Origin of the sequence: Microcoleus sp. Pol11C2, from assembly GCF_036701505.1 — a bacterium.
GTDB lineage: Bacteria > Cyanobacteriota > Cyanobacteriia > Cyanobacteriales > Microcoleaceae > Microcoleus.
This window is the reverse complement of sequence record NZ_JAUBQX010000005.1, coordinates 39,401-52,723: the sequence shown is the minus strand read 5'-3', so window position 1 is coordinate 52,723 and position 13,323 is coordinate 39,401. Positions and strand designations below refer to the sequence as shown.

The 13,323-nt window shown below is 46.2% G+C and carries 12 protein-coding genes; 6 read left to right on the top strand and 6 right to left on the bottom strand.

Annotated elements, in window-relative coordinates:
* Positions 1-117 precede the first annotated feature (117 nt).
* From QUA42_RS04815 to QUA42_RS04800, 4 genes are all read right to left on the bottom strand, one after another.
* Positions 118-924, bottom strand: a complete 807-nt coding sequence (locus QUA42_RS04815; protein ID WP_333073065.1) for a hypothetical protein — start codon at positions 922-924, stop codon at positions 118-120.
* A 197-nt stretch (positions 925-1,121) separates the two neighbouring features.
* Complete coding sequence (locus QUA42_RS04810; protein WP_333135585.1) at positions 1,122-1,595, bottom strand: DUF732 domain-containing protein; 474 nt, start codon at positions 1,593-1,595, stop codon at positions 1,122-1,124.
* A 201-nt stretch (positions 1,596-1,796) separates the two neighbouring features.
* A complete protein-coding gene (locus QUA42_RS04805; RefSeq protein ID WP_333135583.1) occupies positions 1,797-2,417 on the bottom strand; it encodes a cupin domain-containing protein in 621 nt (206 codons plus the stop codon).
* A gap of 141 nt (positions 2,418-2,558) precedes the next feature.
* Positions 2,559-3,128 (bottom strand): sigma-70 family RNA polymerase sigma factor, encoded by a 570-nt coding sequence (locus QUA42_RS04800; RefSeq protein WP_333135581.1) that lies wholly within the window; start codon positions 3,126-3,128, stop codon positions 2,559-2,561.
* A gap of 620 nt (positions 3,129-3,748) precedes the next feature.
* On the opposite strand from QUA42_RS04800, the gene QUA42_RS04795 reads away from it, so the two are divergent.
* The 3 genes from QUA42_RS04795 to QUA42_RS04785 all read left to right on the top strand — a co-directional run bounded on the left by QUA42_RS04795 (position 3,749) and on the right by QUA42_RS04785 (position 8,210).
* Positions 3,749-4,963, top strand: coding sequence for a DUF4331 domain-containing protein (locus QUA42_RS04795; protein WP_333135579.1), 1,215 nt, complete (start codon positions 3,749-3,751; stop codon positions 4,961-4,963).
* A 95-nt stretch (positions 4,964-5,058) separates the two neighbouring features.
* On the top strand, positions 5,059-6,465 hold the full coding sequence (locus tag QUA42_RS04790) for a tetratricopeptide repeat protein (RefSeq protein ID WP_333135578.1): 1,407 nt from the start codon (positions 5,059-5,061) through the stop codon (positions 6,463-6,465).
* Positions 6,466-6,719: 254 nt separating this feature from the next.
* Entirely contained in the window at positions 6,720-8,210 is a 1,491-nt protein-coding gene (locus QUA42_RS04785; protein WP_333135576.1) for a HoxN/HupN/NixA family nickel/cobalt transporter, read from the top strand.
* A 120-nt stretch (positions 8,211-8,330) separates the two neighbouring features.
* Here QUA42_RS04785 and QUA42_RS04780 read toward each other — a convergent pair whose 3' ends face one another.
* On the bottom strand, positions 8,331-8,768 hold the full coding sequence (locus QUA42_RS04780) for a DUF6918 family protein (protein ID WP_333135574.1): 438 nt from the start codon (positions 8,766-8,768) through the stop codon (positions 8,331-8,333).
* Between the two features lie 370 nt (positions 8,769-9,138).
* On the bottom strand, positions 9,139-9,321 hold the full coding sequence (locus tag QUA42_RS04775; RefSeq protein WP_333135572.1) for a hypothetical protein: 183 nt from the start codon (positions 9,319-9,321) through the stop codon (positions 9,139-9,141).
* Between the two features lie 372 nt (positions 9,322-9,693).
* Here QUA42_RS04775 and QUA42_RS04770 point away from each other — a divergent pair, with 372 nt between their 5' ends.
* The 3 genes from QUA42_RS04770 to QUA42_RS04760 all read left to right on the top strand — a co-directional run bounded on the left by QUA42_RS04770 (position 9,694) and on the right by QUA42_RS04760 (position 13,300).
* Positions 9,694-11,334, top strand: coding sequence for a Ycf66 family protein (locus QUA42_RS04770; RefSeq protein WP_333135570.1), 1,641 nt, complete (start codon positions 9,694-9,696; stop codon positions 11,332-11,334).
* Positions 11,335-11,521: 187 nt separating this feature from the next.
* Positions 11,522-12,988, top strand: coding sequence for a cobyric acid synthase CobQ (gene cobQ / locus QUA42_RS04765; RefSeq protein WP_333135568.1), 1,467 nt, complete (start codon positions 11,522-11,524; stop codon positions 12,986-12,988).
* Between the two features lie 75 nt (positions 12,989-13,063).
* Positions 13,064-13,300 (top strand): 2Fe-2S iron-sulfur cluster-binding protein, encoded by a 237-nt coding sequence (locus QUA42_RS04760; protein ID WP_006634188.1) that lies wholly within the window; start codon positions 13,064-13,066, stop codon positions 13,298-13,300.
* Positions 13,301-13,323 lie beyond the last annotated feature (23 nt).

The following is a 13,323-nucleotide window of genomic DNA, read 5'->3' as shown; positions in this document are numbered from 1 at the left end:
TAAGGTGACTAATAGAGCAATAGTTTACCTTGGATCAAGGCTTCTGGGGTTTAATTGTGCAAGTTATTGATTTTTCATTCCTTAGTCTCCAACCTTTCTGATTTTTTAAATGCTTTTTCATTCAGCGGGTGTGGCAATTTCAATTTCTTCGCATCGCTGCAAAAGCGCTTCTATTTCCTGAGCTAAAAAAATTACTTCCGGCCAAGAAGAACCGTTAATTAAATCTTGAGCGTGAGCTAATTTGTTTCTCAATGCTTCTGCTGACTTTAAAAAACGCTCCCCGTAGCGTTTGGATTTAAGCCCCAGCCGATCGACTATTTCAGCAGAAGTGAGGATTAAATCTCGCTTGTCGCAGAATTGCAGGTAATCGATTAAGTCAATTGCTTCATTTCGCGATCGCCCCAATTCCCAAAGGTGTTTTGCGGCTAAAATGCGATCGCCCTTAAGCAATTTTTGCCAAGAATCTTGGGGAAAGTAAATCCGCACGATTCGCAATAAATTCATTTCGAGAAGCGTCACCAATCCAAACAGCAGCATCCGCACTGGTGCTTTTTGCAAATCGCCGCAGGTAACAATCCCGTTGATCCTGTTGCTTTCCAATACAAATAATCTCGGTTTTTCTCGAAGCAGCGGCAGCAATTCCATCAAAGGAGTCGAAGCGGCGATTAATTGTGAGGGGTGAAAAATTTGCTGGTAGTCACTGCACTTGCCTTTACCTAAGTGGGATCGTTCTACATAGCCGCAAACCGTGCCCTTTTCTTCAATACCGAGCACGTCAAAATCGCGGGCCTCCATCCACGATCGCAATTGGGCGGCATCTTCGCAAGCTGGGACAGATTTCAACGGTTCCGCGAGGTATTTAACTGTAATGCTGTCTTTGAATAAATCCCGCAAGTCGGCGGAACTTGATTTTAAATGTTTCATCTCATGTCCGGTAATTTCATGGATCGTTGCGCGACAAGAGGACAATTAATATTGTAACTGCAACTAGAGACGCGGCACTACCGTGGGAGAATCTCAGTTTTGTAAAAAGCGTTTTTTAGGAGTGCCAACGTCCCCCTTGCACTCCTGTAAAATCAAAACTGAGATACTTCCTTACCGTGTCTCTAAAGATTTCATGATTACTTACTGGCTAATTCCGGGCAATAATGATTGGCGGCAAGGGTGGTAATAATATCGGCATCCGCCAGAAAACTTTCTTTGAGACTTGGATTTTCGATACTGACAGCTTGCCCGATCGCTCTTAATTTAACTTCCGGCAGAGAAACTCCGGATTTTGCTTCCGCACACATTCTTTTAGCGGCCGCAATTTTTTGACCAGGTGCCCTTTGGATTGCTTGCAATAAATTATCCGTTGCTTCGGGAGAGTAGCTTTTTGCTAAGCGTTTGTAGTCTTCGAGAAATTTCCCATCGTTTCCTGTCAGCTTAATGTCGGATTCTTGAAGCGAACACAACAAATTTAAGTTAATTACTTCTCCCAATGAATTAACAAGAAAACATCCTTCGCGTTCTTGGGCGATCGCGCTTTGGTTGCTTGGTACAAATTGTATGATAACGGCGGACATAACAGCAGTTAAACGCGAGTAATTTAGCATGGAATTACGTGATATATTTGTAATTTTTAACCGCATAATGCGATCTTCTTGAGTTAGAACGTGTCGGGTAAATTAACCGACGAAATACTTGGAAAGGCGAGTTTCAACAACACTCAATAATTTCCCATAAAAGTCGGCATACATAAACCAGCCCCGACTAAGCTAAAATAAATCCTTGCAGGAAAATCAACCGACATAATATCAGACGAACATTTCGTTGTCTAGGGAAGTTTTCATTAACAGCAAACATCCCCCTTGTGTGAGGGGCGAATGTGTGGAACCGGGAACCGATCGAATGTAGTCGCCTTGATGGCAAACTTCCCCTTCTACAATTAAGTCTCCTTCTAATACAACCACTTCCTCCGAGGCAGCGTGTCGGTGCATGGGAAATGTTACTCCAGGGTCTAGTCGCATCAAGCAGGTAATTTCGCGCTTTGTTTTGTCAATGTAAAGCTTGCCGAACGAAACTCCCGGAACTCCATAAGATTTCCATTTGACATCGTGTGATCGCACGATTAAAGATGGAGTATTGTTCTCTGTTGGGGAGGTAACAATTGGCTTTATAGTGGCTGATTCTGTCGGGGTTAGCGGCAGTTCGGCTATGCGCTGGAACAGGCGGTTTTTGAGGTCGGGTGCGACGGGAACTGGGGGGACTGTGTAGGCGATCGCGGCAATTGCCGCTTCAAAAGCTGCTAATTCACTTGTCAGTTCTGCGGACTCTTTCAATTTCTCTGCAAATGCGCCGCGTTCTGACTCGTCGAGGGTATCGAGAGCTTGAAGGGCTGCAAGGATTTTATACTCCTCGTCTGGCATCATTTCCATCTGTTTTCCGCCATTAATTGTAATTCAGCCTAAGTTGATTTTAAATTTGAGATTGGTCTGCTGCCCTCGCACTCAAGATAGATGATGGGAAATGGTAGAATTTTAGATTGTTAAAAAACAAAATTTAAGTTTTTTAACAGTCTAAAAAAATTGTTCGCTCAAAGCTTGACGCAATTTGGAAATACCCAATCGAATTCTGGTTTTGATTGTACCTGTCGGGATACCAGTTTTAGCTGCGATCGCCGTGCAAGTCAGCCCTTGGTAGTAGGCCAGTTCGATCGCCTCTTGCTGTTCCCTTGGCAGTTTTTCTAATGCCGCTTTGACTTGTTCCCTGCGTTCTTTAAACATTGCATCTTCCATCGGTTCTGCAACGCTAGAGATTGGTATCTTCGCATCTTCCAAACAAGCTTCAGCAGCCCGGACTGTTCGCTGCATCGTTCGCAGGCGATCGAGGGAACGACTGCGGGTAAGCATGAACAACCAGGTATCTGCTCGACTGCGAGAAGGATCGTAAGTTGCTGCTTTTTGCCAAATTTGGGAAAAAACATCGAGTACCACTTCTTCAGCTTCTTCTACCGATCCCAGAATTTTGTAAGCGAGAGCGTAACTTGGGCGACCGTAGCGATCGTAAAGTTTAGCTAATGCCGTTTGGTCTTTCTGGGCAATCTGCACTAAAAGCAGCGATTCATCGCCTAACTTCTGGCCTGTCATTTCAGTGTACCCAAAATTTTTGTTTTGACGGCACAGATCCAAAATTAAAATTTCGGCGTATATCACTACAGAACATAATTGTAAGTTTGAAGTCTGGGGTACAACCTGGAGTGCCTTTTCAGGCTAATTTTGTCGTGCTTTGAATTGTAAAAATCCCAAGTTATCTTGAATTTTACCACCTGATTAGTAATTTTTTTGACACTTAACAATCCGCTTTATGCACAACGAAGAAATGCCCTGAGCCTGAACAGTCAAAACCGCGCCATTAACTCGTTCCTAAGCTCTGTCTGCTCGCTCCCAAGCAGAGCATGGAAACCCATAGAAGCGAGGCTCTGTCTCCAGTAGAGCGAGGGAGGCTCTGTCTCGGATCGGGCATTCCCAAGCATAGTCCGGGAACGAGTAAATCCTCAATAACACACTTTTTTACATAAATTAGTCGGGCAGCACAGATCCAAAATTGCCAAACCTTCGTATACCACCAATAGGACAAGGCTCAGCAACAGCGCAAAAGCGCGACAGGTTGACAGATTTCAACCTGTTGCTACAAAAGTAAAACTCGCGAATGCGGGTTATTTACCATTGATTTGTGGAAAAATCTCATTGAAATAAAGGTGCTAACTGTGAAGCTCACAAAAAAAATTCGCCGAACCATACTAGCTATTGAAGTAGCTCTAATTGCTCTATTAACTCCAGGGATAATTGTCGCTTCCGACCACGACGACGGCGAAGTAGATATTAAAGGTCGCGCTGTAAATTTAACTGACCTGTACGTATATCGCGAAAAAGACCAAAACTCCGGTGCTGCGGACGGGGATTTAGTATTTACCATGAATTCAAATCCCAGGTCTGTAGCCCGTTATCAATATTATTTCAGCACTACAGCCCTCTACCAATTTCACATCACGCAGGTAGGTGACGTGAATTCTACACCTACTGGACGTTCGGATATTATCTTGCGGTTTGCCTTCAGTCCGCCTAACAATCAAGGTATGCAAGCGGTAGCTGTAACTGTTGTTCGCGGTGGCTCGGAGACTGTTGCTAAGACTACAGTTAACGGCGGCCTAATTGCCACAACTCCGCTGAATTCTAATGCTGTTTTGAATACAGTACCTGTGGGCGGTTCTAACTTGACTGTATTTGCGGGTTTACGCGAAGACCCGTTTTTCTTTGATGTGGAACAATTTTTCCGAGTTCGCGCCGCAGCTTTGGGAACTGGGCCGCGCACTGCTTTTAAAGAACCGAATCAAGCAGTGGACTTTACTAAAGGTTACAACGTCAATACAATTGCTGTCCGCGTTCCCAAAGCTTTCTTGCAAGCAGGAACTGCGGCGAATACTTTTGATGTTTGGTCAACAGTTTCGATCCGGGATGGAGCTGGCGGTTTCAAACAATTCGAGCGTTTGGCGAGACCTGCAATTAATGAAGGTTTGATAGTTTCTCCCGCTTATCTGGAGGCATTTAATAATATTCCTCCGAGATTGGATTTGAGCGCTGCTGCTGCTCCGGTGCGGCAGGAGGCTGTTGGTACTCTCAATGCTGTGGATCTTTTGGACGGTCGGGATAATGTCGATCCAAATGCGATCGCCGGAGCTTTCTTACCCGATGTCATGCGGATCGATACCACAAAAACCAGCGGCTACGCTAGCGCTACAAATGCTCAAGGAAGCTTGATCGGAGGTCGTATGCTGATGGACGACGTTATTGATATCACTCTGGGAGCTTTGGTGGGTTCTCCGGTTGGCGATAACGTTTCATATAACGGAACTCCGGGCAATCCGGCTCAGGGACACAAACCTTTAGAACCGACTTTTCCTTATTTGGCTTTGCCTAATTAGTCATTAGTCATTAGTCATTAGTCAGTAATTATTGGCTAATGACATATTGAAAATACTTTTTTGAACCGCAGATGAACGCTGATTAACGCGGATGTATGAAAACTAAAATTAAACATGACATAAAATCGGATATTTTCTCGTGGTGGCTGCTGATAGTAGTTCCTTTAGTTGGGATGGTAGTAGTGAATTTACCTCCTAATTTGCGTTTAATTTCCCATAAATTTTCTAACAGAAGCCCCGAACATCTCGATACTAATTACCGCTATCATTTTTCGGAAAGTTTGAGAAATAATCCCAATCAAAAGGAAGCAATTCAGCAAGAGATTGCTTTTTACCAGCAGCGGTTGGCCGTTGATTCCCGCAGCGGTTTGAACCGGGCATCACTTGCGGGATCTTATTTGAAAATGGCTCGCGCAACAGGGGAGGGAGGTTGGTTTTTATTGGCAGAACAGGCGGCTCAAAGGTCGATCGCCGATTTGCCTTTTGACAACAAAGGTGCGCTGTTAGTTTTAGCTCGAATTGCCGAGGCCAGACACGATTTTGCTACTGCTTTGCGCTTTGCTAAACAGGTGGGTTCTGACAATGAAGATGCGATCGCCCTTTCAGTTACATCTCACTTAGCGATGGGTAAAGTGAGCGAGGCAAATGCAGCCGCAGAAGCCTTAGTTAACCGGATTCCCAACTTGGGTTCTCTCACTTTGAGAGCTTTAGTGAGAGAGTCTCAGGGCCGAGATGCTGAGGTTTTGCAGGATTACCGCCAAGCAATGGCGGCGGAGGAACCGGGAGAGGTTGCTGGTTCGGCGCGGGCCCGATCGCTCTTGGGTCGATTTTACGCGCGTCGCGGGCAGTTTGTGCAGGCGAAAGCGCTGTTTTTGGAAGCGCTGCGTTTGGTGCCGCGATACCCGCTGGCGCTGATTTATTTGGCGGATTTGGAGACGCGCCAGGGCAATTATCGCGAGGCGGAAGGCTATTACAGCAAGGTTTCTGCGTATTCTGGTGGGGTTGCGACTGTGTTCGATCGCATTGTCGATCGCGGTATGGCGAGGGTGAAGGATTTGCAGGGAGATGCGATCGAATCGCGGCTACTTCGCGACAAAGCAGAAGCGGGGCTGCGACAGGAACAGGTTTCGGGATCTGGCGGTTTTGGCCACCGCAGGGATTTGGCGAGTTTGCTGCTGGAAAAAGGTCGATCGCAGGATGTCGCGGAAGCGCTGGCGTTAATGCAGGAGGAGGTGAAAATTCGGCGGGATGCGGTGACGCTGGATACTTTAGCCTGGGCGCTTTCCGCCGCTGGGGAGTGGCAAAAAGCCGATCGAGTGATGGCGGAAATAGTGCGCTCGGGCATTCGCGATGCGGGTATGTTTTACCGGGCTGGTGCGATCGCCCGGACTTTAGGTAAGGATACCGAATCTCGCGCTTATTTTCAAAAGTCCAAGGAAATTGACCCGAGTTTTGACGATCGATCCCGCCAAGCATTGGGTTTGGGAAGTTATGAATTTTGAGATTAGCTAATACCTGCAACTCTCCCAGCCCACCAGGGCTTGAAACCCCTGGTTAAAACCTTAAGTCCTCTTGCATAAAACTAAAAGATTTCACTAAAAAGTAGAAAAATTTTTAGTCGGTTTGAACCGACTTTCGCTATTAGACAGGGGTTTCAACCCCTGGCGGACTGTGAGACTCAGGAAAATATCGCGCGCCTAAAAAATCACAAACAATAAAATAAAATACCGAAAAAATTGTATTTATGCAGTACAAAATGAACCGAGTTTCCCAATTATTTATCCTATTTTTTCTGACACTTTCATTGTTGCTAACAACCTCAACCAGGCCAGTTTACTCGCACTGGTCAGACTTATCCGTAGCAGAAATAGTAGTCAACGATTTGCAAACCGAAATAACATTAACTTTCCCAACGGGCTTAACAAACTTCGCCGACGACAATCGAGACAGCCAGTTACAACTTGCTGAAGTTCGCAGCCACCAAACACAGCTAGAAAAGTTTTTTAGTCAACAAATCCGCCTCACCAACAGTAGCAACATTCAAGGCTCCGTAGCAGTAAAACCGCTAGAAATAGCAGCTAAAAGCGCCAGTTTAATACAGCAGCCCAATACCCACAGCACCTTAATTTTAGACTACACCTGGCCCGCACCTTCTCAAGATAAAACCCCCGGTTTACCTGACTCGATTTCTATTCCCCAACCAGAGAAATTGCGGATTAATTACAATCTGTTTTTGCCCGAAGTTCCGACAGCTAGCTGCCAAGCTACGATTGTACACGCCGGTGCTGTAAAAAGCTTTGTGTTTACGCCACAAAACCGGGAATTTTTGTTAGCCGGAAATGAATCTATCTGGGATTCAGGTTGGAATTTGCTGCTAGCAGTAGCGGGAGCATTTGCTTGGGGATGCGTGCACGCGATGTCGCCCGGACACGGAAAAACCATAGTCGGCGCTTATTTAGTGGGTTCGCGGGCTACTCCGGTACACGCTTTATTTCTAGCAGCGACCACTACAATTACTCACACTGCCGGCGTGTTTGCTGTGGGCGGAATTACTTTGTTTGCTTCTAACTTGATCGACCCAGAAAAATTAGATCCTTGGCTGAGTTTAATCTCTGGTTTATTAGTAGCCGTAATCGGGTTTAACTTACTCTTATCAAAAATTAAGACTAGGTTGGTAGTGAGGACTGAAGTTCTCAAAAAAATCAAAACTAAAATTTTTAATAAAAACTGGTTTTTAAGGGGTAAAGTCCTTACTGCGGAATGTGAAGAACCCGTAAATCTTTTGAGTAGGGGAAGTTGGGAGAGAGAATTTAAACCTGTAAAACCAGATATATCTCACCACTACCACCATCACGGAGACGGCCGGATTCACTCGCATTTGCCTCCCGGTGCTGATGGTTCTGCTATTACTTGGAAAAGCTTATTGGCGTTGGGAATTTCCGGCGGTTTGTTGCCTTGTCCTTCCGCTTTGGTGATGCTGTTGAGCGCGTCGGCTTTGGGCAATGTTGGTTTGGGAATGACGCTAGTGGTAGCGTTTAGTTTGGGATTGGCTTTAGTGCTGAGTGCGATCGGATTAATCTTAGTTTATGCCAAACGGAATTTTGATAAATTGCCAAAACAGATAACAACAGTTAAATTTTTGCCTGCGATTAGTGCGATGTTTGTAATGTTTTTGGGGTTGGGAATTACCGGACAGGCGATGTTGAAAATAGTGGCTGCAAATCAGTGGGTAATTGGCAATGGATAAGCATAAAATTAGGACTCTCCCTCCTAGTTACAAACTTACGAATAAGTCAGAGTTTAGATACCCGATTTCTGGAAGAAGCCGGGTATCTGGGTATTCTGTTTTTTAGCCGTTGCTCACTTATCAGGCCGCACTATGTTTATTAATAATTTCGGCTAACTCCGGTACTCCCTTTTCTACGTAAGTCTTAGCTGAGGGGCGGAGTTTGGCATAGGCGCCTTTAACCATCGATCTTGTGCTTTTCTCGACCCTTTTGTCGCTTATCTGGAGCAATTCGTCTGCTACTTCACCTTTTCTTTGAGCAAAATATTCGACTGGGTTGCCATTGTTTACCGCTTCAGTCCACATCGGATCGAGTGCGATCGAGATTTCTGGCAGAAGTTGATCGACGACTTGGGCGCAATAGTCAGCCCGTATCCCCTTGACAGTAGAGTAGGCAGCTTTAAGAGCCATACCACCCAATCCGGGCGCTGCTGCAACTTGTTGGTCTATCAACTTCACACAGTCATCCACAAAAGTTTCTCTGTTGTTTTCATTCAAGAGAATATCGCTAAGTCCCATTTTCACTTTCCTTGATTTAATAGTCAATGTGCTTATTAGCTTTAAGCTCAATCTGACATCATATATCTATTTTGAGCCTTTACTCAAGGTTTCCCAAGTTTTTTAAGGTTTGAATGTCTCTATAAGACACCCTGATGTTGAGATTTGTTTAGTATTTTATGGGAATTAATGTTCTATCTGCTACTAATTATTTGCCTACGGTTTGTAGTAAGGGCTTTAGTCCTTATTAGGTGATATTAATGAGGACTAAAGCCCTGACTACAAACTGATGAGTTGTGAACAGTCACATAAAAAAGAGAACAGCTTGAAAAAAATATTATAAAGGCTCTGCCTAAGTCCGATCGCACTTGCACGTATCTTGCACGTATCATTAGGATTGGACGTTCGGATTCTGGTCGGCAGGTACTGCCACGATGGGAAGTTTCAGGGTTTGAGCCGGGCGATCGCTCGATCGCAATACCAAATTTTTCGGTAGCGGCGCGGAAGTGCTGAGTCCGGGAAATATGTGAAGCGATAAGGTTAAGCCGGCAGCTAATAATAGTTTTTCTAACATGGCACTGTCTCCAATACATACGCCCTAGGGCATAATTCCTCTTACACCTCCAACATATAAACATCCTCAGTGGCTTGGTGCGATCGCACGGGCATAGTTTAAGTGACATCTATCACCATTGAGAAGGGGGTGATGGGGATAGGGGGTGTGGGGATGGGGGGTGATGGGCAGTAGGGAAGTGGGGGAGAGTGGGAAATCTTTCATCGCACTTCTACCGCCAACATCCGTTGAGCGTGTTAAATTCCTTACATCGGTTCGTTGCCGAACTTCCCTACAAATCAAGAATTGTCCTAGAGAAAGAAGCCGTTGAGTCTCTCTCAAAGGTAGAATTAGCGCGTAGAAGTTATTTGACACAGCGGAGGTACCGACAAGATGCTTGCATACATTCTGGCGTTGGCGGTCGGTCTAGGCAGCTTCAGTATTTACATGGCGGCCTTCTTTTTTCCAGAAGTGCACCGCAAAAGTGATTTTACCTGGAGCGGGGTAGGGCTTTTTTATGCGTTAATTTTATGGGCTTGTGCGGGACGAATTACTGGTGCTCTCCTGCTTGGTCAAATGGCGGGCGTGGCGATGTTGGGCTGGTTTGCCTGGGAAACTCTGACTTTGCGCCGGCAGGTGACGCCCGTTGCTGAGCAAACGCCGATTCCTCAGTCGGCGAATTTGGCGGCAGCAGGCGTGCCGTTGGCTGGCTTGTTTGCCAAGAAAAAAGAACCCGCAGCAGCGAAAAAACCTAAGTTTGTTCGATCGCCCAAACCGAAAACTGATGTGGTTCCAGCACCCACTCTGGATAAGGGCGAGGTAAAGCTAGAGGAACAGCGGGCAATTCCCCCCATAGCTGAAAGTATTGCTGAAAGTTTGATCGCTCCGACGGCCGAAAGTGCGATCGCCCCTGACTTGAAAATTCCCGACTCGAAACCACCTGCAATTGCCGAAATACCAGTGTTTTCAGTCGAAACTCCTGCTGCTGAGACTTCACCAACTCCAGAAGAATTAGCCAGCAGCTTCACTCCTCTACCTCTACCTCTAGAAATTTCAGAAATAGCCGTTGCACCGAGTGTGGAGCCAGCAGAGGCTCAGCCAGAACCTCCACAGCAGCCAGAAGCCGATGATTTTGACGAGGAAACAGAATGGAGGACAGCCGTTAAAGAGTCGCAGGCGGCAGCGGCGGCGGCAGCGGCCCCAACTCCTCCAACTCCTCCAACTCCTAAACCAGCTAAAAAATCCGGCGGTTTCGCAAGTCTGTTCGACAATATCAAAAATAGTCTCGGCGGTATGTTGGGAAGAGGTGCGGGTAAAAACAAGTCTGATGCAACTCCGCAGACGCCAAAACCTTCAGTGACTCCAGAATCGCTCGCACCTGAATCTAAAATAACGGCAACTCCTGCACCGGGTATCGACCAAATTCTCGAATCCGAATTAGCCGAGGTGGCTGCGGAAGTGGCAGCCGAAAGTAGCAACACTGTTGTGGAAACAAGCCAAGGAGTGCCGTTTCCCAACGATGTTGAAGCAATGGCCTTTTTGATGGCCACAGAAACCGCGAGTTCTGACAAAATAGGGGAAACTCCGATCGAAGATCGATCGTCCGCTGAAATCCAGACACCGCTGGCTGCGGTTGGTGAACCGGAAGCAGCAGCAGGCGTACTAGAAGCAGAAGCCCCTGCTGTATCTCTGGAAACCCAGACACCGCTGGCTGCGGTTGGTGAACCGGAAACAGCAGCAGCAGGCGTACCGGAAGCAGAAGCCCCTGCAGCATCGATAGAAATGACTGTGGTGGAAATCGCAGCGCCTGTAGAGATAGAAGTACCGGGAGAACCTGGGTTGAGCGTGCAGGTGGAAACGGTTTCAGTATCAGTGATCTCGATCGAATCGACAGGTGAAGAACCATCTTCTGAGGGAGAACACCCGGAATTGATTCGCCCGAATCCCCCCCCTTCGGATCTAGTAGAAGCTGCTCAAGCGGCCGATGAATCCAAGTCTGAGAATGTATCCGGCGAAGATAAGCCGTCATCTTAAGCCAGAAAGCAAAAGGTAGAAACCAGAATTTTTTTGATTCTGCCTTCTGCCTTCTGCCTTCTTACTTTTTACTTCTTACTTTTTACTTCTTACTTCTTACTTCCTCCTTCTTCCCTCAACATTCATCCGTTAAATCCGTTAAATCCCGTACACTGCGCGTTGCCGAACTTTCTTCTCTTTTAATATTATGAAAGCAATTATGGTCGTGGGAACAACATCTCACGCAGGGAAATCTTTACTCGTGGCAGCTTTGTGTCGAATCTTTTCTCGGCGAGGCTGGCGGGTAACTCCGTTTAAAGGTCAGAATATGGCACTGAATTCCTATGTCACAGCGGCCGGCGGAGAGATTGGTTACGCTCAAGCAGTGCAAGCTTGGGCTGCGGGCGTCGCACCTTGGGTAGAAATGAATCCGATTTTGCTCAAGCCACAAGGAGACATGACTTCTCAATTAATTGTCAAGGGCCGGGCGATCGCAAATGTGCGAGCATCTCAATATTATGAACAGTATTTCGATATCGGCTGGCAAGCTATTCGGGAATCTTTAGAATTTCTCTGCCAAGAATTTGACATGATTGTGTGTGAGGGAGCCGGTAGCCCTGCTGAGATTAATCTCAAACACCGCGATTTAACAAATATGCGGGTAGCTAAATATTTAAAGGCTCGAACTTTGCTAGTAGTTGATATCGATCGCGGCGGTGCTTTTGCTCACATTATCGGTACTTTGGAATTGCTCGATCCCGACGAACGAGCTTTAATTAAAGGATTCATTATTAATAAGTTCCGAGGACAAAAATCGATCTTAGATCCGGGCCTGACTTGGCTAGAAGAAAGGACGGGAATTCCGGTAGTTGGGGTGATTCCTTGGATAGACGAAGTGTTTCCCTCAGAAGATTCTCTCGATTTGCTCGATCGGCGTTCTCCCAATTCTCAAACCGACATAAATATTTCCGTCATCCGCCTGCCCCGAATTTCCAATTTTACCGACTTTGACCCGTTAGAGTCGGAAACTAGCGTCAGCGTCAAATATGTCAGCCCAAAAGACCATTTAGGCCATCCAGACGCCGTGATTTTACCAGGCTCTAAAACTACAATTTCCGATTTGCAGGTGCTGCGCCAAACAGGTATGGCAAAAGCTATTCAAAATTATTTAGTAGCTGGCGGTACAGTCATGGGAGTTTGCGGCGGCTTTCAGATGCTGGGACAAAGTATCACCGATAAAGAAGGGGTTGAGGGAGAAAGGGGAGAATTTCCAGGATTGGGGTTGCTGCCTTTGAAAACGGCGATGGCACCGAACAAAATTGCCCGCCAACGAATCGTAACATCTAACTATCCTCAACCGGGTTTGCCAGTTTCCGGTTACGAAATTCATCAAGGAAAAACGCAAATCCTAGAGTCAGATTTGACTCAACCGCTATTTGACGATGCTAGTTTAGGCATTGTCAATACTTCTCAATCAATTTGGGGTACATACCTGCACGGCATCTTTGACAACGGAGCTTGGCGGCGAGCTTGGTTAAATCACTTGCGGCAGCAGCGGGGACTCCGCGCGTTGCCTACAGGTATTCCTAATTACCGAGAACACCGAGAAACTCTGTTAGACTCTCTAGCAGATACAGTGGAAAAGCATTTAGATATAAAGCATATTTTAGGTTAATTAGTTGACAGTTGATAGTTGACAGTTGACAGTTGACAGTTGATTATTGTTTGTTAGAGTTGAGGTTCAAATTCAATGACAAAAGTCTGTTTTTTACCAGATAACGTGACAGTTGAAGCTGAACCAGGAGAGCTTTTGCTAGATGTAGCTAAACGTGCAGGGGTTTCTATTCCTACCGGCTGTCTCATGGGTTCTTGTCACGCTTGCGAAGTAGAAATTGATGGTGGAGATACAATTTGTGCTTGTATTTCCGGGATCCCTTCCGGGAAAAAGCAAGTGACAATTAATCTGTATGTTGACCCGACTTGGTAATTTGTCACTTAGCAGTTGGCAGT